Annotated in this window: 20 protein-coding genes and 1 pseudogene; 2 read left to right on the top strand and 19 right to left on the bottom strand. The window is 53.1% G+C overall.

Annotated features, from left to right (window positions below; genetic code table 11):
- Positions 1-23: 23 nt before the first annotated feature.
- The 10 genes from G0034_RS10305 to G0034_RS10260 form a co-directional block, all read right to left on the bottom strand.
- Positions 24-989, bottom strand: coding sequence for a DUF6453 family protein (locus G0034_RS10305; protein ID WP_032636937.1), 966 nt, complete (start codon positions 987-989; stop codon positions 24-26).
- Positions 990-4,847: a TipJ family phage tail tip protein gene (locus G0034_RS10300; RefSeq protein ID WP_179120813.1), complete on the bottom strand. Its 3,858-nt coding sequence runs from the start codon at positions 4,845-4,847 to the stop codon at positions 990-992. It abuts the gene before it with no gap.
- 56 nt (positions 4,848-4,903) lie between these two features.
- On the bottom strand, positions 4,904-5,503 hold the full coding sequence (locus tag G0034_RS10295; RefSeq protein ID WP_179120812.1) for a tail assembly protein: 600 nt from the start codon (positions 5,501-5,503) through the stop codon (positions 4,904-4,906).
- On the bottom strand, positions 5,491-6,222 hold the full coding sequence (locus G0034_RS10290; RefSeq protein WP_179120811.1) for a C40 family peptidase: 732 nt from the start codon (positions 6,220-6,222) through the stop codon (positions 5,491-5,493). Before G0034_RS10290 ends, G0034_RS10295 begins: the two co-directional genes overlap by 13 nt.
- Before the next feature lie 12 nt (positions 6,223-6,234).
- Positions 6,235-7,005: a phage minor tail protein L gene (locus G0034_RS10285; protein ID WP_286079241.1), complete on the bottom strand. Its 771-nt coding sequence runs from the start codon at positions 7,003-7,005 to the stop codon at positions 6,235-6,237.
- The gene (locus G0034_RS10280) at positions 7,005-7,355 is read right to left on the bottom strand and encodes a phage tail protein (protein ID WP_179120810.1); all 351 of its coding nucleotides are present in this window, start codon (positions 7,353-7,355) and stop codon (positions 7,005-7,007) included. Before G0034_RS10280 ends, G0034_RS10285 begins: the two co-directional genes overlap by 1 nt.
- A 52-nt stretch (positions 7,356-7,407) precedes the next feature.
- Complete coding sequence (locus tag G0034_RS10275; protein ID WP_039025422.1) at positions 7,408-7,923, bottom strand: hypothetical protein; 516 nt, start codon at positions 7,921-7,923, stop codon at positions 7,408-7,410.
- A 167-nt stretch (positions 7,924-8,090) separates the two neighbouring features.
- Positions 8,091-8,864, bottom strand: a complete 774-nt coding sequence (locus G0034_RS10270) for an ORF6N domain-containing protein (RefSeq protein ID WP_179120809.1) — start codon at positions 8,862-8,864, stop codon at positions 8,091-8,093.
- An 83-nt stretch (positions 8,865-8,947) separates the two neighbouring features.
- Positions 8,948-9,661: a P22AR C-terminal domain-containing protein gene (locus G0034_RS10265; RefSeq protein WP_411813753.1), complete on the bottom strand. Its 714-nt coding sequence runs from the start codon at positions 9,659-9,661 to the stop codon at positions 8,948-8,950.
- Positions 9,648-9,815, bottom strand: coding sequence for a hypothetical protein (locus tag G0034_RS10260; RefSeq protein WP_002462729.1), 168 nt, complete (start codon positions 9,813-9,815; stop codon positions 9,648-9,650). The genes G0034_RS10265 and G0034_RS10260 overlap by 14 nt, the downstream gene beginning before the upstream one ends.
- A gap of 124 nt (positions 9,816-9,939) precedes the next feature.
- On the opposite strand from G0034_RS10260, the pseudogene G0034_RS23340 reads away from it, so the two are divergent.
- Positions 9,940-10,057: pseudogene (locus G0034_RS23340) on the top strand (Arc family DNA-binding protein); the annotation flags it as partial.
- A gap of 246 nt (positions 10,058-10,303) precedes the next feature.
- A complete protein-coding gene (locus G0034_RS10250; RefSeq protein WP_111995323.1) occupies positions 10,304-10,702 on the top strand; it encodes a hypothetical protein in 399 nt (132 codons plus the stop codon).
- A gap of 108 nt (positions 10,703-10,810) precedes the next feature.
- Here the strand turns inward: G0034_RS10250 and G0034_RS10245 are convergent, their stop codons facing one another.
- The 9 genes from G0034_RS10245 to G0034_RS10205 all read right to left on the bottom strand — a co-directional run bounded on the left by G0034_RS10245 (position 10,811) and on the right by G0034_RS10205 (position 18,240).
- Positions 10,811-13,942 (bottom strand): phage tail tape measure protein, encoded by a 3,132-nt coding sequence (locus tag G0034_RS10245; protein WP_179120808.1) that lies wholly within the window; start codon positions 13,940-13,942, stop codon positions 10,811-10,813.
- Entirely contained in the window at positions 13,942-14,184 is a 243-nt protein-coding gene (locus G0034_RS10240) for a DUF1799 domain-containing protein (protein WP_260472163.1), read from the bottom strand. The genes G0034_RS10245 and G0034_RS10240 overlap by 1 nt, the downstream gene beginning before the upstream one ends.
- Positions 14,185-14,246: 62 nt before the next feature.
- Positions 14,247-14,585, bottom strand: a complete 339-nt coding sequence (locus tag G0034_RS10235) for a phage tail assembly chaperone (protein ID WP_058683392.1) — start codon at positions 14,583-14,585, stop codon at positions 14,247-14,249.
- A 64-nt stretch (positions 14,586-14,649) separates the two neighbouring features.
- Positions 14,650-15,471: a phage tail tip fiber protein gene (locus G0034_RS10230; protein ID WP_286079240.1), complete on the bottom strand. Its 822-nt coding sequence runs from the start codon at positions 15,469-15,471 to the stop codon at positions 14,650-14,652.
- Between the two features lie 142 nt (positions 15,472-15,613).
- Positions 15,614-16,546, bottom strand: coding sequence for a phage tail tube protein (locus G0034_RS10225; protein WP_179120807.1), 933 nt, complete (start codon positions 16,544-16,546; stop codon positions 15,614-15,616).
- 46 nt (positions 16,547-16,592) lie between these two features.
- Positions 16,593-17,021 (bottom strand): DUF4128 domain-containing protein, encoded by a 429-nt coding sequence (locus G0034_RS10220; protein WP_286079239.1) that lies wholly within the window; start codon positions 17,019-17,021, stop codon positions 16,593-16,595.
- 7 nt (positions 17,022-17,028) lie between these two features.
- The gene (locus tag G0034_RS10215) at positions 17,029-17,628 is read right to left on the bottom strand and encodes a hypothetical protein (protein WP_179120806.1); all 600 of its coding nucleotides are present in this window, start codon (positions 17,626-17,628) and stop codon (positions 17,029-17,031) included.
- Between the two features lie 2 nt (positions 17,629-17,630).
- Positions 17,631-17,984: a hypothetical protein gene (locus G0034_RS10210; protein WP_179120805.1), complete on the bottom strand. Its 354-nt coding sequence runs from the start codon at positions 17,982-17,984 to the stop codon at positions 17,631-17,633.
- A 1-nt stretch (position 17,985) separates the two neighbouring features.
- On the bottom strand, positions 17,986-18,240 hold the full coding sequence (locus G0034_RS10205) for a hypothetical protein (RefSeq protein WP_179120804.1): 255 nt from the start codon (positions 18,238-18,240) through the stop codon (positions 17,986-17,988).
- Position 18,241 lies beyond the last annotated feature (1 nt).

Raw genomic sequence — 18,241 nt, 5'->3', positions numbered from 1 at the left:
GTTGATTTGAATAGAAAGTTAATTCAGACGTACATATCAGGCAAGACGGGAAGGCTGAGCGGAGTAATCGTGTTATTACCGAATATGGCATACTGCTCGCGTCCAAGGTATTTCCCGCCCTGAACTGAAGCGCTACCGTTCTGTATCTTTATTCCGAACATCCGATACACGTACATGCCATTTACCATATGAATCATCAGACCAAATCTGCCCAGCGGTACATAGCCGCTGCCGATGCTCACGGCACTTGTGGAAGGTGACCAGAGTTGATTGAGGTATACGAAAGGTCGCTTTGTAGTTGAAAACGTACAGGCCCCGGCTGCATTGAAGATGTTTAGCCCCGTTCCCGGCTGCGGCGTCACACCACTGGCGAAGATAACGATGTCTATCGTGCCGGTTGTGGGAGCGTCATCATTAGTTGACGGAGGACTGAAGAATCTTACTGTGTTGCCGTCGAAGTCAATCGTATTACCGCTATTACAGCGTCCGAAAACGATATATTTCGACTTGTCATAACCTGCTATCGTCGGAACCGCCCAGCCCCCGGTTGGAACATTCACAGTACCTTTCCAGATACACTGGCCTGACTGAGTAGCGTTAGTTATAGATGTGAAATCTGTGCTGTCGCTTATGAGCAAGCCCACACCACTACGCTGGCCCGTCGGAAATATCTGCCAGAGGCTTCCGGGAAACGTGTACGTGCTTTCTCGTTCGCTGATACTGTTGTCTTTCATCGTTGAGTTCTGCGTGACTCGCGCTCCCGATATGGTGACCGAGTTCATTTTATGAAGCAGACCTGAATCAAGATAAGCCGTCGCGTGGGGGATAAACAACACCTGCGAACCGGATACATAACCGGAAATATCCGCGTACTTGGCTTTCTGATATCCACTGTCAAAACTTGCTCCAAATGACGGGCATCTCAGCCCCGCCGTTATCTCCATGCGCTTTCCGCCGTCATTTAGTTCTATCAGTAGTCCTGTCGGCATTTATGTCCACGTCCCCAGTACGATGCGGCCGCCACCCGGAATATTAATGGTTACGCCATTACCATTAATCACCGTTGTGTTGCCGGAGCCATTGAAAGAAAAATTACCGTTTATGGCGTAAATCGAGCCACGAACGGTCACATTATTGAACGTCGCGTAGCCAGACTTGTTGATGTGCCAGCCAACATTTCCGGTGCCGTCCCATGTTGAAGACTGAATGTAGCTGCCGATTTTGGCGTTACCGATCGTCCCGTCACCAATTACTGTGTCACGGATGATGGTTTGTCCGTTCTGGATAACAAAAGGAAGAGTCACGGCGCCGCCTGCCTGGGTCATAACCGCGAAGCGGTCAGCCACGAAGATAACCTGCGTCTGCATTCCAGATGGCGTATTCTGAACACCAATCCCCATCCCTGCTGCATACTGATTACCATTAGAATCAACAGCGACCTTGATGCTGTACATCGCATTCAGGTTGTTATTGATGTCCGCTGATACCTGGCTGTTCTGGATAATAGCCGCAGACTGACCGTTAACCGTGACCTTCAGCGAGTTGATTTGCGTAGCAGACACCTGAGTGAAGTCAGCGAGCGTCTTTGACAAGTCAGTGACATTCGCGGTGTTTCCACCGGTGCTGGAATCCAAGGTGCGCAATGACTCAGCGACAGCTTTACTGGCGTCGGCCATCACATTGTCTACTCGATCGATACTGGCTTTGTTATCTCCATATTGGACGCTCAGGAGGTTGCGCTGGTTAGCCTGCGCGAGCGTACTGGTGATCAGCGCGATAGCATTGTTCTGAATACCGCCGCTGGCCTTATCAGTTTGTGCACCCAGCTCTTCCAGGCGTGATGCCATTGAGGAATCGAGGTCCGTGACAACCTGGCTAAGGTCAGTGATTGATGCTGTATTCTGAGCACCTACAGCCGCTGCTGAATCAGCTTTGTCAGATGCGGCCTGAGTGGCAGCCGTCAATTGACTTACCGCAGAAGCGCGAGCTTCAGTTTCCGTTGCTAACGCCTGGCGAACATCAGTAATACCCGCTTCATTCTGGGCAGTTTTCGCCTCTAGACGAGTAACATCCGTGACGCGCGCTTCCGTCTCAGTAGCGATCACTTCCCGGAGCTGTTCGAATGTCGCAGAGTTAGCCCCCTGCTGCGCAGTCTGGCGCACAACAACATCAGCAATAGCCAGGGCGTTGCCAATGATTGCTTCTGCTGTCTGCTTATTCGAACCTACTGCTGCAGCCAGACCATCGGCGTTCTCCTTAATCGCATCAGACAATTCGGCCAGTTTGTCACTGCTGGCTACTGCATCCTCAATTAGGTCCTTGAAGACTTCAGAACTTTTGATGTCCTCCAGGATTGCATCGGTGATATCGGAAACATCTATGCTGGCCTGCCCGCGCACCCAGTCGGTCCAGTCGCTCTGATTCCCGATGCGGTCAACCAGCCTGGCGCGATACCAGAATTCTTGGCCTGCTTTCAGCCCCATCTGCTGATAAAGTTTCTGCGGATACGGTACAGATGCCAAAAGCATCGGATTCGAACCGTCAGCGGCAATGCTGTATTGCAGCTCAGTGCTCAGGGTGTCGCCGGTATTCGCCGGGAATCCCCAGGTGACGTTGATTCCGAATACGACGTCTTCGGAGGCTTTAAGCCCGACAGGTTTGGGTACATCACCAGCGCGTCCCTTCAGGTGTGTAAGCGCGGAAGTTGCCCAGAGACTCGACGCACCGCCGGAGTTGATCGCGCGTACACGGACCAGATAATCACCCTCGAAAATGCCAGGCACTTCGATATTGCGAAGACCGGTCTCCGGTACGTTAACCCACTCATTGTCGCCGCGCTTCCACTGCACCCGATAGGCTATGACATCCGCCTGTGGTTTGCCGTTCTTGTCGACCGGCGCATCCCAGGATGCCGTCAGGGTAGCCACTCGCTGCCCCTGGCGCACTGCGTCATAGCTCGCTACCGCGATGTTGGTCGGCTGGTTTACGAGGCCGGTTGGTATCAGACTGATTGGCGGCGTGTCCAGGCGGGCATTGTTGTCGACCGCATCATATTTTGATGCGTTATATTCGGCCCCGGTGATTGTGAAGGTGTTTTCTTCATCATCAAATCTTAGGTTCGTAACGCGGAAGTATTGCAGGCGTAACTGCCCGGCATCGATGACGAATACAGCATTGGGTAACGGCGCTGCCGTGAAAGGAGTGGCAACCACCAGCTGCGTGCCGTTTACGGCCTGGATCACCATGCTTTCAACGGTACCGCCCTGTGTGCGGATCATCAGTGTGTCACCCGCAACGGCACTGGTACCCCGATCGGTTGTCACAGCCTTCAACCCGGCGTTATATCCGGTTATACGCCCGCCATAAACACGCCCTGAAAGGCGTTCGTCGGCAAATGCAAACACGGTACCTGGCACGTAGACATAGCCATCAAGCCCGGTCTGTAGCGTGATAATCCGGTCGAGTGAGTTGGAGTACACAGCCCACCCGCCGCGCCGCTGAGCCTCACTCTCGCGGGTACAGCCGATCGCAGTGATTTGCGTCTGCTTAAACTTGAATTGTTTAACCAGGTCCGGAAACATAACCGCCGTGGTGCGGTCCTGATAATGGTTATCCGGGTCGCTGAAGTTGATCAGCGCGCTTGAAAAGCGGGTTTTCTCACTGCCGCTCGAGTAGACCGGTTTACCCACTACCGAGGCGCGCGTCAGTATCTGAAGCTTCGACGTGTCCGCCGGCATGTCAGAGACAACGTTAAACATGTTGTTGCCCCAGAACGTCATGCCGTTAAAGCCTGCGGCAATATCCTTGATCACCTGCCAGGCATCGGCCTGTGACTGGATGTAAACGTCAAACAGGAAGCGCGGCTCGGTGTCGCTGCCGCCTTTGCCGTCCGGCACCTTCTGATCGCAGCGCTGGGCAATGCGGTAAAGCTCCCATTTGTCCAGCATGTCCGCAGTGACGCGGCGGCCCAGACCAAAACGCGGCTCGGTCAGAACATCGAACCAGATCCACGCAGGGTTGTTCGTCCAGCCCCACTTAAACGTTCCGTCCCAGGCCCCGCTGTAGGACCGGGCTAATGGATCGTAATTTGAAGGGATGCGGATGATTCGGCCCTTCGGCTTACAGGAAATTTTCGGGATGTTGTTGAATGACTTTGCGTTGAACGACACGTACAACAGCGCCGTATGGGGATAGCGCAGGCGCGCATCGATCACCTCAGTGATGGCCTGCACCTGTGTTTTGTTTTGCAACATCTGGCTGGTGCTGTCATCGGTATCGCGCACCACCCGTATCTGCCAGCCTGTAGTGGCTTTCGGCAGGTTGATACGATGGGTTAGTTCATAGAGCGAACTGAGTTTCTCTGTGACGGTTCTTGTCATGACCGTAGAGAACGCACCACCATCTACAGCAAGATCGATATGGTACTTTACGGTAGTGCCGACAATATCCGCGTCGTTTTCCTGCTGCTGCAAACCCGGAATACCAATGCGAACGAGCACAGCGTCAATCTGGGTGTTGCTCAGCGCGCGCGTCCAGGGCGTGGCTTTTGTCAGCGATACGCCGACTGTAGTTTCGTTCTCCACTGCGGGGAAACCCGGAATCGGCGTCTGGGTCTGTGTTCCTGGCCGAAATTCCCAGGAAACGTTTTCAAAGTTCATCGTTCCGTCTGAGTTTCCCAGCGGCGTACCGTCCAGGAATATCCGGGTCGCATCCAGGCCACCAGCAAACTCGCCTTCACCGAGCGCCAGCAACATGCGGCAGCGCGCCATGGACTGTGCTGAATCTGGCTGTTCAACGGGCGTGTGTTGCTTCTGACTGCCACCTTTTGCACCAGTGATGGTTTCCATATTGCGTCCATAAAAAAAGCACCCGATTGGGTGCTTATTGGTCAGAGAAGGAAATATTAAATGTCTTCGGCGACGATGCCGGCACTGATGATCCCGCCGCCAATCTCGCGCTCGCCGTACAGCAGCGGGACCGGATTACCCATCGCCAAAGAGTTAACCGCGCCGCCGAAGGCATAACTGGGCTTGTTGTCCGGGTCATCGCGACCCTGTAACCCTTTGGGCTGGGGCGAAAGCATCTGGTAAATACCGCCCGCCATCATTGACGCGCCCGACATGATAAGTCCGGCCCCAAAGGTTAGGCCAACGCCCGTCCAGCCGGTTGCCACTCCAGTAATAACACCAGCAACAACCATCACGGCGCCGAGGATTGTCTGGAACATGCCGGCCTTCTTCGCCCCTTCCATAACTGGCGCTATGCGAATATCGCTATCGCCTGCCAGCTCCTGGAAGTCCTGCACGCCTATGTTGCGCTTACCGCGAAACACCGCGAAGGTCATGCCATTTTTTTTTGCATTCATCAGATAGTCTTCCAGCCCGTCGAAGTTGATACACAGGGCTTTGACCGCTTCGGCAGATGTCTGCACTGCCAGTTTATGCACGCGCCCGAACCGGGCGCCCAGTGCGCCATACAATCGAATCGTGGTTAAACGCGCCATGGCTTTATCTCCTGTGGTAGCTCTTTGTGACGGACGCAGATCATAGTCCTGTCTTTGAAATAACCGCGCGCATACGGCGTGATGCAGGATGGCTGCCCGTACAGATGGTGTAGCAGCTCACCTTCCTCGGTAATGATCCCCGCGTGGTTCCACTTACTGGATTCAACCTGCATGATGACCATACAGCCTGGCGACGGGTCGCATTCGACAAACCCTTCCCGCTCCCAGTTTTCGAAATAGAGATTGTCCGGGTACTGGCTTTCCCACCATGGGTAATCGACGCGAAAATCGTTCAGCGTGACGCCCTGAATGGCGTGCCAGTCCATAATCAGCCCCCAGCAGTCGTGCGAGCCCAGAATGAACGGGCGACCAATCAGCGGGATCGCATCCGGCGATATCTCAGCGTACTCGTCACAGTCCGGCGCGTAGATGCCCCAGACCACTCCTGAGTTATTGCACTGCTGGCGGTCGAAGTCTGACGGGATAGGCCGCGCACCATCGCCAGGATGAGAATGGATAACGCGGATAATGGTTCCTTCATCCTCTGCATTCGCCCAGTGCTCGCCGTCAATGCGGAAATGCTCAGTAGGGTTTTCGTGGCTGTTCGGTGCCGGGAGGTAACGCTGCCTGCGCCCGGACTGAATAACGAAGCCACAGCACTCGCGCGGAGACTCCTCCAGCGCATGTGCCCGGATAGCTGCCATTATGGTTTTGTTCATTGGATTGTCCGGTTATCGGGTGAAGAGAACTGTTGCCGGGAAGCCGCCAAAATCGAGAATTGCAGCGCTGGGCTCTGCCAGGCCAGCCCCAAATCGTTTACGGCAGTCACTTAAGCAACCACCACATACATCAAGGGCAGGATCTGAAACCTGATTCCCTTTAGCGTCGAAATACGCAGTGCCGTTATAGGTGCATCCATCGCCGCTCCGGTACTGCCCGCGTAGCGCCCATTCGCAGAGCGAGGTGATTTGTCTGGTTGGGATAACAAGCCCCTGCAAGTCTGCGGGGCTACTGAGTGACCATGAAACCACTTCGTCGTCTTCGGAGGTTTTGGTGTCAAGCCAGAAAGTCTGAAGGGTGAACATTGACGAGTCAGCTGCAGGGTTTACGCCACCAGGGTAATTCACAGCATCGAGATAGACCGCATAGGTATCGATAATGCCCACTTTGGCGTTAACCATGTCCTTAAATTGCAGGCACAGCGCAGTGATATGGCCGTCAAGGTTTGAGACGCTGAGGGTGGGCTCCGCCGCCTGGTCTGTTGAAAGCTCCAGGCCTGAAACCTGAAACGGCCAAAAATCGTAGGTGTTGCCTCCGAAGACGATTGGCTTGGGTCCAAGCTTTTGTTCATCTCCATTGGCAACATCGATCTCTTCGGGTGTATGGGGGAAAGGTGCGTAGTGGAATCGGTGGATCCCGCCACTGAACTCTGAGGCGTCAACTTCAACCAGGCGGACCCTGCCACCCGGCGCCAGCATTGCCGCCTGATCGACTAATGCCATTATGCATACACCCCATAAGCCCGTTTGATAGTGAATGTCAGCTCAGCGAATTTGCTGCTGATCTGATTTTTCCGCACAGAATCTGCGACTACACGGTAAAGCCCCTTCTCTTCTCCCGGCGGCGTGATGATGAAGGCCTTCACGGTATGAGCCAGGAGGAAATCACGAATACTGTTCACCTCCGTTTCGGTGCCGGTATGCTTCATTGGCACCTGAATAGCAGTAGAGTTAATGCCATTATCAGCAACCTGCTCATAGCCATCACCGAACTGCGCAGCGCGTACTGCCTGGCTATATTCAATCGCACCAGCACCGAGCTGCGAGCGCCAGCTGTATGTTTCAACTGCCATATTTACTCCATAAAAAAACCCGCCGAAGCGGGTTTGTATGATATTTAAGGAATCAAATCTTGCCTTGAACCTTATATTCCAAATATTTTAGTTTTGAGGAAAATCCCGAATCAATTTTATTGCCAACTGATTCAATCGTCACATCAACGGAAGGCAAAGAATTACCATCAATTATTACAGACTCAAGGGATACCCAATCCTTGCTGAAGATGCTGTATTCGCATTTCCCCAAACCTTTGAGTTGTACTCCAAAAGCATTGCTCGCATTGAAATCTACAAATATTTCGGCACTTTTAAGCGTAAAAAGCCCGTTTCTCACCCCTTCGCGCAAAGCATCCGTCTGGAGGCTATCAATCTTCTTGTCACGTTCTTCGCCAGAAAGCTCTTTAGAGCTGATGAGAGCCTTCTCCATCGAATAGGATGCTGGTGATTTCATTCTTGACTTGATAATTGAGCTACATGCATCAGTCATTGCTGCATTCTGAGCATCCTGACCCGGAACCAATGCGATTGCCGCAACAGAGCAAACCAAAAGAATTACCACACCATAAACAATCAACTTCTTCATATCCCTATTCCCCATTGGTAAAAGTGGAAACATCCTACCCAGGAATAGCACAGGCGCAACGGCAAACGCTGATTTATTGATCTCAATCGACCGGGAACGGGAAAACCCGCCGGAGCGGGTTAAATGTTTGGCCAAGAAATCGGCCGATTGGCTGTCTTTTCAGCCGATTAAAAAATCTTGCGTAAATCCACGTCATAAACCGCCATCCAAGCAGCGCGAGGCCATGACTTAACAGTGCCAAAGCGCGGATCTTCGACTTCATGCGGTTCAGTGTCATTCTCCCTGCACCACTTGCGGAGCGGCTGCCATTTGAATTTCTGCCCGAGCTTCTTCTCTACAGGGATGATGGCTGCGTAGTTTTTCCCCTCCCCGATGCGTTCTGCCAGTTTGTTTTTGGCACGAACAGCTGCGGAAGCTGTTGCCATGGCGGTGGCTTCGCGCTTCTCAGAGATCCAACGCTTCTCTTTGACTGCACGATCACGCTGTTCGGCGATGATGCGGTTCTCTTTCACTTTCGCCAGGAGGTCTTCGAGCGCGGCCTCGTAAGTCAGAGGAATCGCTGCAACCGGCGCAGGTCGGAAATATGAATCTTCCAGGCGCTCAAAGAAGGACCACGCTTCGTCAGAGTCGACTATCTTCGACATCCTGGCAGCGCCTTTCTCCGTCCATAAAGTTAGAGTGCGTACTTTGGTGGAGATTTGTGAGCCACTGTCAGTGGCTCGCAAATTTTTGAGGTCTGCGCCAGTCACCATGAAGTAGTGCTTCCCCTCTTCAAAGCGCTCTAAGTTTCGTGAAAGATTCATACGGATGCTTTTCTCTTCACAACCATATCCAGAGGCCAGCATCTCCGTGGTAACAACACGCATACCAGACCATTCCAGCACAGGGAATGCTTGGGGATCGACATTACGCTCGTGAACTGCTAAATTTAATGAAGTCATTCGTTGGTCCTTATGACACGTTTCATTGAAAGCCGGTAGCTCGAACTATCGGCTTTTTCTTTTTGCGCCATCCCATGCGCCCATCAGTGAATCCATCCGTCTTCGCCGCGAAGTTTTGCCAGCATCGGCTGAGCGCGACTTACGACAAAATTCTTGTCATCCAGATTTTTAGCTTCCCGGAGTAAAATCTTTTTGGTCTCTACAGTCATGTAGTGAATATCATGGGCAATATCGTACAGCGCCCCCGCATACTCAGATTTTGCCTGCTTCATCGCGGGATAAAGATTCTTGCTGACCAACTGGCTCCTTTCCATCCACAACTGCAGGTAACAAAGGCTAACCAGTTCCTCATCGGAGAATTGCTTAGCGATCGGTGAATGCTGCACCTCGCGATCCAGCACATCCAGCACCCAGCGTCGGAACTCTTTGGCAACTGGGGTTCGAGAAAACATACCCATCAGGTGGGCTCCGCGCAGAGAAAAAACGCGAGAATCCTGCACTCCACCGGGGGTGGTCACTTTAACCACCCCTGTCATATTTGCTGTAAATTCATCAGCATGCTTACGATAAAGGCGATGAATGGCTTTATCATCAGAGTAGCCGAGAGCCTCGCCTACCTGGGCAGCGGTCAGCCAAATCTGCCCTGCAACCTCCATGTAAGCGAAGTTGATATTCTGGAAAGTTAATTCGTTGTTATGTACAATATTCATGTCGATACTTCCGTCGCTGGATTTGTTCGATACCGAAGCCCTGACTGTTAGCGCAGCCGGGGCTTCAACGTTTTTATGCTTGAGCACTTTTCTCACCTGCCAATCCGTACACCTTTCTCAGCTGGTAAATAAGCTCTGTATTAAACTGACGACACTCATCGCCACCGTTCTTCTCGATAGCCTTACGTACGTCTTCAGGGAAGCGAACCTTGCGTTGGTACATGTCTTTTGCCTTTTCCATTAAACCCTCCAGTAAATGCCCCACCGTGAGGCTTGATGTAAGTGTCACACCGTGCGTCATTGCTGTCAACCCCACCGTGGGGCATAATTTACATATTGTGAATTTTGTAGAGCGTGTAATAACAATGAGCAGAGAAGATCCACAGCTAAGGATTAGACTTCCTATTGAATTAAAAGAAAAAATAGAAATCGCCTCGAAAGCAAACAACCGTTCGATGAATGCAGAAATAGTATCTATTCTTTCTGAGGCTATCAGTCGTGAGGCGCAGACTAGAAATTCAATGGTCGTGATTCTTGGTAGAGACCTGCTGAACAAGTACCCTGAAGTGAGGGAGGCGTTTTATAACTTAGTAACCGCAATGGCTGGCGCTGGTAACGATAAGGACTAGCCATTAATTAAGTAGCGAGCCCTCCTGAGCAGACTGCAAAGCCGATTACAGATCGCGCCTGCCGTCATCGCATTACATTAATTAAGGATGAAATGAACAAATGAAAAAGATGGTAGCATTAATTCTAATATTACTTAGCGGAAATGCCTTGGCCGGACAAGAGGCATCCGCTAGAGCTTATGCTGAAACTGTAACTACTTACATGAACATTTGGATCAAAAAAAACTATCCTGATAATCCGGTCCTTTCCACGCCAGATCAATTTATAGCCAGCGGTATCAACTGGTATCAGGCAGGGGTGAAGTTAAGACATTTAGATGATAATGCTAAAAATGTTAGAGAATCACTAAAGAGAAAGTCCTCGTTATCAGGTATTACTGAAACCTGCACGGATTCAACAATAGATAATACAGCCTCGCTTGGTAGCATAGTTGCAACCAAGGCGATAATTAAGGCCTGTATTAATACGGCAATGGACGGTTATGACAATGGAGAGTAGCTGTACGCAACATCCTAAGGTTTAGCTATCCCATATGCATCCCCTTGATTAGCATGGTTTAACGCATGATAACAAGGGGATGTCAGAATGTAACGCAACTCGATGATATTACTTTTTCACAAAGCGGCCACCAATCGCTCCATCATCTCTGATTGCTCTGGCGATGCCTTCTTGAACATACTGCTTCACACGATCAGCCAGCGCGCGAGCAGCCGCGTCACCACCCCCGCTGGTATTTGCAGTCGCGTTACCTTTGTTATCGACATAAATATCAACGTTGATTTGATGTCCAGAAGCACCACCGCCCTGGGCACGCACACCCAACCGCCCTGCAGAATCCCGAGTTAGCGGCATGATAGCTTCTTCACCAGCCTCTGCGAAAACACCGCCTTTCGCAAACTTCGATGCGCCCTGGAAGGTGAAATACTGAGGAGAATCGTAGACGCCATTCACATACTTACTTAACCCGGATGAATCATACACGCCGCCTTTGGCATTGAACGTTACGCCAGCAGCAGCGTTCGCATATGATCCCCCTGGGGTGCTTCCGCCTTTGCTGCCACCGCTTATCCAGCCCATTGCGGCCTGTACTGCATAGGCAACCAGTAACCGGTTGGTCACCTCGGCGATCATCTTTAACATGGATTTGGTGAATTCTTTGAGGCTGGCAGTTCCAGTTGTGACCAAACTGGTCAGCATGTCGGAAAGGCCACTGAAGGTGGATCCAGCAACGTTACGCATTGCTTCGAATGTGTTAGTTGCAGAATCCGCATAATCAGCCCATCCGCGCTTTGCTCCAGCCTGCCAGTTACTGCGAAGTTCGTCTTCCTTCCGGTATGTCTCTTCCTGCTGAGCCAAAACTTTTTTTTGCGCGTCAGGATTGAAGGCATAGGTCTCAGACAAACGCTGACGTGTTGCCGCCCGCTCAGCCTCCCTGGTTGAGGTCCCTGCAGCTGCCGCATCAATTTCTGCTTGCTTAGCTGCCTGCTGCTGAGCAAATTTGGTCGCCTGATCGGCAAGAGAATTCAGTTTCTGCTGCCTTGCAATCTGATCGCCCAATGCTGCATTAATATCAGCCTGCGCGAGAAGTTTATCCTTATTGGCGAGCAGTGACTTCTCATCAATGGTAAGCGCACGGCCTTTTGGATCATTTGCCGTTGCCTCGAGAATACTGATTTTGGATATCAGCTCCCATTGCTGCTTACGTTGCTGACTGATTACATCGTTAATATCACGATGTTCTTGAAGCGTTTTTAGCTGCGCTTGCAGAGCTAAAGTCTCAGCATTGTAAGTGTCGGTTGAGCGATCACCTACAGACACCTTAACGGCTGGGGTTTTGGGCGTTTTATTTGGGTGAAACTGCTTGTTTATCGCGTCAACTGCCTGTTGGCGTTGTTGCTCACTCCATTTATCAGGAGCGAGTGCGACATTTTTCCATAGCTCAGACAGAGCTTTAGTGCGTTTCTCCTGCCAGGTCGCTGACTGTTCAAGGATACGATTCCGATAAATCAGTGCATCGGTACGTTTATTGTCGGCATCGGCCGCCTGTTTTTCTGACTCATTAATTTCCTTTTGAGTGGATACTTCTTTTTGCTTTAGGCCGATCTGCTCCTTCAGGGATGCTATAGCCGCCAACTGAGCCTTGCGTCGTGAGTCATACTCCTGATCGCTACTGCTCGTATCATAGCTGTAGCCATACCCCATCCGTTGTCTTTCTGGTAGGAGAGCCTTCTCATACTCAGCAAGCTGCGCCTGCATCTTCTTAAGCATATCGGCAGGCGCTTCTGGACGACCGATATCAAGAAGGCTGTCCCACATCCCCTTGATGGCGTCACCAGTCGCTTTAGCCGCTTTCTCGATAAAGCCCATATTGTCGAGGATTTGCTGGCTGCGCTTCTGCTCAGCCTCGCTATAGGCTTTGGCTGCCGCCTCTGCCGCGCCCTCTTTATCACCCCGCCGTTCCAGCGCCGAAATATAGTCGTATTGGGATGAGGTGAGGAAATGGAGCGTCGAATTAAGATCTTCCGCTGCCTTGGTTGGGCTTGCATACAGCTTTTGGAAGTTCTTAATGGTGCTATCAACAGATTGGCCAGTGGCCTCCTGCATCGCCAGTGCTGCCCGGGTAACTGTTTCGAGCTGCTCCGTTTTAAATGTACCTGCTCCAACCACCTCTGCGAGTGTTCGAGCGGCAGCCGCAACCTTTCCACTGGAGCCGCCAATTTTTTGAGCCATGTCCGACAACTGGCTCGCAGAACTTGCCGAATAATTACCCGTGAGTATCAGCTGCTTATTAAACTCACTGGCTTCCTGGCTGCCTTTGTACCAAGCTACAGCAATTGCTCCAAGGCCAACCACTAGGCCGCCAATACCCACTGTCACCGGATTAATGAAGCCAATCAGAGTGCGTAAATAATCGCCTACACCAGTCAGCGCGCCTTTCACTCCACCAAACTGGTCTTTAATCTGCCCACCCTGCTGGAGCAGGATCAGGAACGGAGACTGACCACCAGCCAGCTGCGTGGCGATATCGGTGAACTGTGCCGGAAGCGTACGCATCGCTGCGCTGTACTGCCCAACGGAGATTCCAGCGCGCCGGGCAGCAGCTTCCTGCCGGGATAGCGCCTCTGGCAGTACGTCAGCTACACCAGAGAGGCGCTCACGCGTCTGGTTAAGGATTGTGTTGAAGTGCTCGAACTGCGCGCCGTTAATGCGCCCTGCTTCGAAATGGGCTACCAGCTGTGCGTGCTGCTCATCCAGTGAGTTGAACGCACGAATCGTCGGGTCGATTGAGCCCAGGAGATTCTTTAACGCGGCGGACTGCTTCTCTGCCGCCTGGGTAGCGGCTAATTCGGCCTGAGCGCGCGCCGCGGCTTCTCCGGTGTCGGTCAGCTTGAGGCGGGTGTCATCCAGGATTTTGTTGTAAGCCTGAAAGGTATCGGTATCCAGGAAACCTTTGGCCTGGAATTTCCGCAGCGATTCTTGCTGCTCATCCAGGCGGTTTAAGGCCTTGGTAACCGGGTCGATATTCTCCAGCAGCCCTTTGAGCGCGTTCTGCTGCTCCTTGAGCCCTTCACTGCCTTGCTTCGCAGATTCAGCGCCAGCGCGAAACACGCTATTCAGATCATCTGCTTTATCTACGGCACCGGCCGCTGCCTGGCCGAGTTTATCCAGTTCGTTGCTGGCTGTTTTCAGGTCAGAAACATCGGCCCGCAAAGTAATCGAGGCGATCTGGTCAGTCATTATTTCGTCTCCTTATGCATTACCTTGAGAGCCTCGCTTTCCATAATTTGAAGGTCAGCCATGCAGGCCGCCGCATCCTCAACCCCGTGTAACTCGAACATCCAGGGGAGAACGTTGTAATCAAGGCCGGTCGCCCCGCTCGCGCCGACTCGCCACTGGGTTGCCAGGGCAGAGAAGATGGTGAAAGACTCCCACACAGATGGCAGTATCCCCACCTCTTCCTCCACGTCCTCAGGCGTCAAACCAAAAGCGCTCAGCTCCGCGAGAGTCGGCCCCGGCGTGTACAACGCTGCGGCGACCTGCCTCAGTTTTTTTCGCGGATACCCATCAGCTCTTTGGTGTATGCCAGCCCGATGCTGTCGAACGCGCGTGGATAGTTCCGCAGAAGGACAATAACGTTTTCGCGGTTGAACTCATCGGGAAGCGCCCACCCCTCGACAATTTCCATGAGGTAGTCGGCCTGCGGCTCGATAGCAGCCTTTTTACCTTCAGCATCCTTTTGCAGCTTTTCGTCCATAGAGCGCAGCTCTTCCAGCGTTTTATGGCGGAAAGTGAACGTCAGCTTGCCGTCTTCAGCGCCAGCGCGCGGAATGCTCGCGGTCACTGAAAAGGTAGGGTTTGGGATCAGGGAAAATTTGGTCATTTCGGTTCCTTAGAAAAAAAGAAACCCGCCGAAGCGGGTTGGATATTCAAATGCATGATGGGATTTAGCGGCGGTATAGCAGGCCGCCGGGCTTCAGCGCGTTGCGGATAGCATCGTTCACCGCATCGTGCATCGCCTGTTGCAGGCCAGCTACTGAAGCTGTTTGCGCATCAATACCTGCCTGGAGGGATGCGAACAAATCACTTTCTCGCACGGCATCAATCACGGCCTGCTTCATTTCATCGCCAAGCCTAATCTTCGTCTTAACGCTTGTTGCGACGGCGTTTTTGATGATGGATGAAGCGGCTTCATGCACCTTAAAGCGATCGGCTTTAAACTCTACCTTGCGCTGCTTGCCTTCAACGCCGATGGCCATGCCGGCTGAATGTTGTTTTTCGCCGTAGTCCACGCCTGCCTTCAGGCTATAGTTCGTAGAACATATGCCACCACCAATCTTCGCATCGTTAATGAACACCTGGCCGTTATTAATAATCAGCGTTCCGGTTTTTTCGCAAGACCACCCGCCGCCAAGGACTTTAAATGCATCGCTGTTATGGATTTCGTCGCCCAGCGCCTGGAGAATCTCTTCGGTATTAACTGATGAGATACAGTCAATCCAATCAGCAGCCAGCCATTCACGCGCAGTACCATCCACTGCAACTGGACGCAGGCGTACTTGTAATCGCTCACCAGACTTGAGGCCGGAGATCAGATGGCTGGCAGTAGGCCAGTAGATGCGCTTCTTCTCGAAACGGCCATCTTCACGAAGGTATTGCAGTTCCAGCGAGAGAAACCACATCTGGCTTTCCGGCCACTTCCATTCGACGTTTACGCCAAAAGGTTTGGGTGTCGTTGTTACACGAGGGATGCTTAAAGATTCAGACATTTTATGTTCCTTTTAGGCGTGAGCCTGTCGCACGGCAAGGCCGCCGAAAGTTAACGGTTTACCCAGGCTCACAGCTGAAAGACTTTCTTTGATGTGCGCGTGCGATGCGCAAAATAAAGCCCGGCGCGCCGGGCTCGGTTGGTTAGCTGACAGTGACGGTGCAGGCAGCGGAAGTAAGGGTCTTGCCCGCGGCGTCGGTGACTTCGCAGGTGTAGACGCCAGCATCGCTGGATTCGACAGAAGGAATGTTGAACGTCGAGGCGGTCTTGCCGGGCTGAGCAGTGCTGCCTTTCTTCCACACGTAGGTGTACGGCGCGGAGCCACCCTGCATAACCACAGCCAGATCCAGTGCAGCACCTGTGGCAACCGACTTGGTTGACGGCAGGTCGGTCAGGAACGCCAGCGGCGTCACGGATGAATCGGCGATCGGGTAAATCTGCATGTCCGATTCGAAGTTCATACGCGCTTCGTTGCTTTCAACGGCGTTAATTTCGGTACGCGGCACGCGCTGGAACGACACTTTGGCTGAGTAGTAACGATCCGCTTTGCCGCGTGGGTTATGGAACCACACCGCGGTGGTGTCACTGGAGTCATCCAGGTCAATCAGACGCTTGTAGATAGCCAGCTGTGGGTCGTGAGCGAAGGTGTAGACCTGAACCACTGCGTTTTTAAACGTAGGAATGGTGCGGGCTTTGTCGTCTTCGAGGAACTGCACGCTGATGGTCTGCTGGTCACCGCCTTCAGTGGACAGCGTCATGACCTGCGGCATGGTGATCCACGAATCGACTTTACGCAGCGTCCCCGCGCCGGTGCCTGCCGGGAATTTGGTGGTATCGGTGGTATCGAATGCTTCCAGCACAATTTTGGTGCTGGTCACCGACTTGACGCGCAGCACCATGTTATCGAGCTTGAGCCAGCCAGAGCTGACCTGGACAACATCGCCCGCGAGAATCCCGGCAGCCGAGGCAACGGTAAGTTCGCATTCCGTCGCGTTGGAGGCTGCTGTGAAGGTGATCGGAGCCTGATAGGCTTTGGCCACGTTCACACGCGAGCCGTTAGGGATTGCGAATGCCATAGCACTCTCCTGAATTTAGGTAATAAAAAACCCGCCGGGCGGCGGGTCAGTAATCAGCGCGGTACTGCATGCTGACGGGGGTGGTGTAGGTGATGGAGCCGCTCGAGCCGTTGTGGCTCGCGGTGCGATCCTGGATTGGCTGGCGCACCTGCGGCGGGCCATTGATGTACACAGTTAGATCACCATCCACCAGCGGCAGCCCTTCAGGAAAGGCATCGGCAACAGACTTAGCCAGCCCCCTTACCAGTGCCACGCCGCTGCCTGCCGGCGCGATGATGTTGAGCTGTAGAATGCCCTGATACGTGCGCAACTGGCCTTCCAAATCCTGCCCCACGGTTTGCGCAGGCAGAACATAAACACGCCCGTAAGGCGCATTATCCGGTGGAGTAAACGGGATGTTCGGCCAGGCCACCGGCAGCCCGAGCGAGGAGCAGATAACCGCAACACGACCTTCCAACAGGTCAGCTATCCGCATTGACTGGTCATCGGCCACTGCGCACCTCACTCATTGCCTCACGGAACAGCTGCGCCGCGTCGATGGCTGTAATGCCCACCATCCCGCCCGGCGCCTGGGTGGAATGACCGTTTTCCAGCGCCTGGGCATACGGCAGGTTGTTGGTGAAGTAAATCGAGCTGACTTGCCCCACGCGGAAAACCTCCAGCACCGCCATGCCGCGGGAGTTGGAACCTTGGCCGGAAGCATCCGGGGTATCGTTGGACTGGGTCGGCTGGCTATCAAACCCCACATACCAGTTGTTCTTGAAGCGCCCCCCGACATAGCCATCTGGCTTTTTGATGTCCATCGAGTCGTTAACTCGCAGGCCACGCTTAAGCCGTCCTGATTTGGTCAGGTTGTCCGGATTATCACGCAGGGTCGCGTTATGTTCCCGCACCGCAGTGTTGTATGCCGTCGCGGTCTGGTTGACCTGCCAGATATCAGGCTGGCCTACCGGGGACATCTCCACCAGCTGAGCGAGTATTTTGATACCCGTACGGCGTACCACCTCGTCCAGTTCCTGCTTCGAACCATCAACGAACAACTGAATGGCAGCCAGGAACGGCTGATTATCAGAACCGGCCATAGTTACACCCTCAGTTGGATGTTGTAGGAAATCAGCACATCGGCAGGCTTAACCGGATTCGGCTGCACCACGCGCCACATCTTGCCGTCGATTTCGATGCGATCATCAATACGCACTTCCGTTTCGAACGTGGCCGCCAGCTTCTTGTCGCCAGTGGCGATCAGGGAGCCGTCGATTTCGCGGGAGGAGTATTCGGTGATAACACCGGTTACGGTCCCGGTAATGGCCGTAGTGGTTACCTCTTTCCCGAACTGATCGCGGGTAGTGGTGCCGCCGCGCGTTAAGGGATAGGTCTTCCCGTTCTCGGTGAGCAGCCGGGTTGCTGTCGTGCGCATGCGGCGATAGTCGATTGGCATATCAGCGCGCCTCAATGTTGGTATGGATGAACCCCGCTTTTAGTGCTTCGATAGCGCCGATCATGACATATGGCCTGCCGCCGCTATGCCAGCAATCAATCGCACCTCCGTCATCGCTAAGCATGATAATCGCCAGGCTATGACAGTTGCCGTCGCGTGCCATATGTAGCGCCTCTTCGAGCAGCCTTATCACCTCCTGGCTGTCATGCCCAGGTTGCGCTTTGCCGGAGAAGGGAACCACCTTCAGGTCAGACATA

This window comes from Enterobacter sp. T2, from assembly GCF_010692925.1.
Taxonomy (GTDB): domain Bacteria; phylum Pseudomonadota; class Gammaproteobacteria; order Enterobacterales; family Enterobacteriaceae; genus Enterobacter; species Enterobacter kobei.
This window is presented reverse-complemented; position numbering and strand designations above follow the sequence as displayed.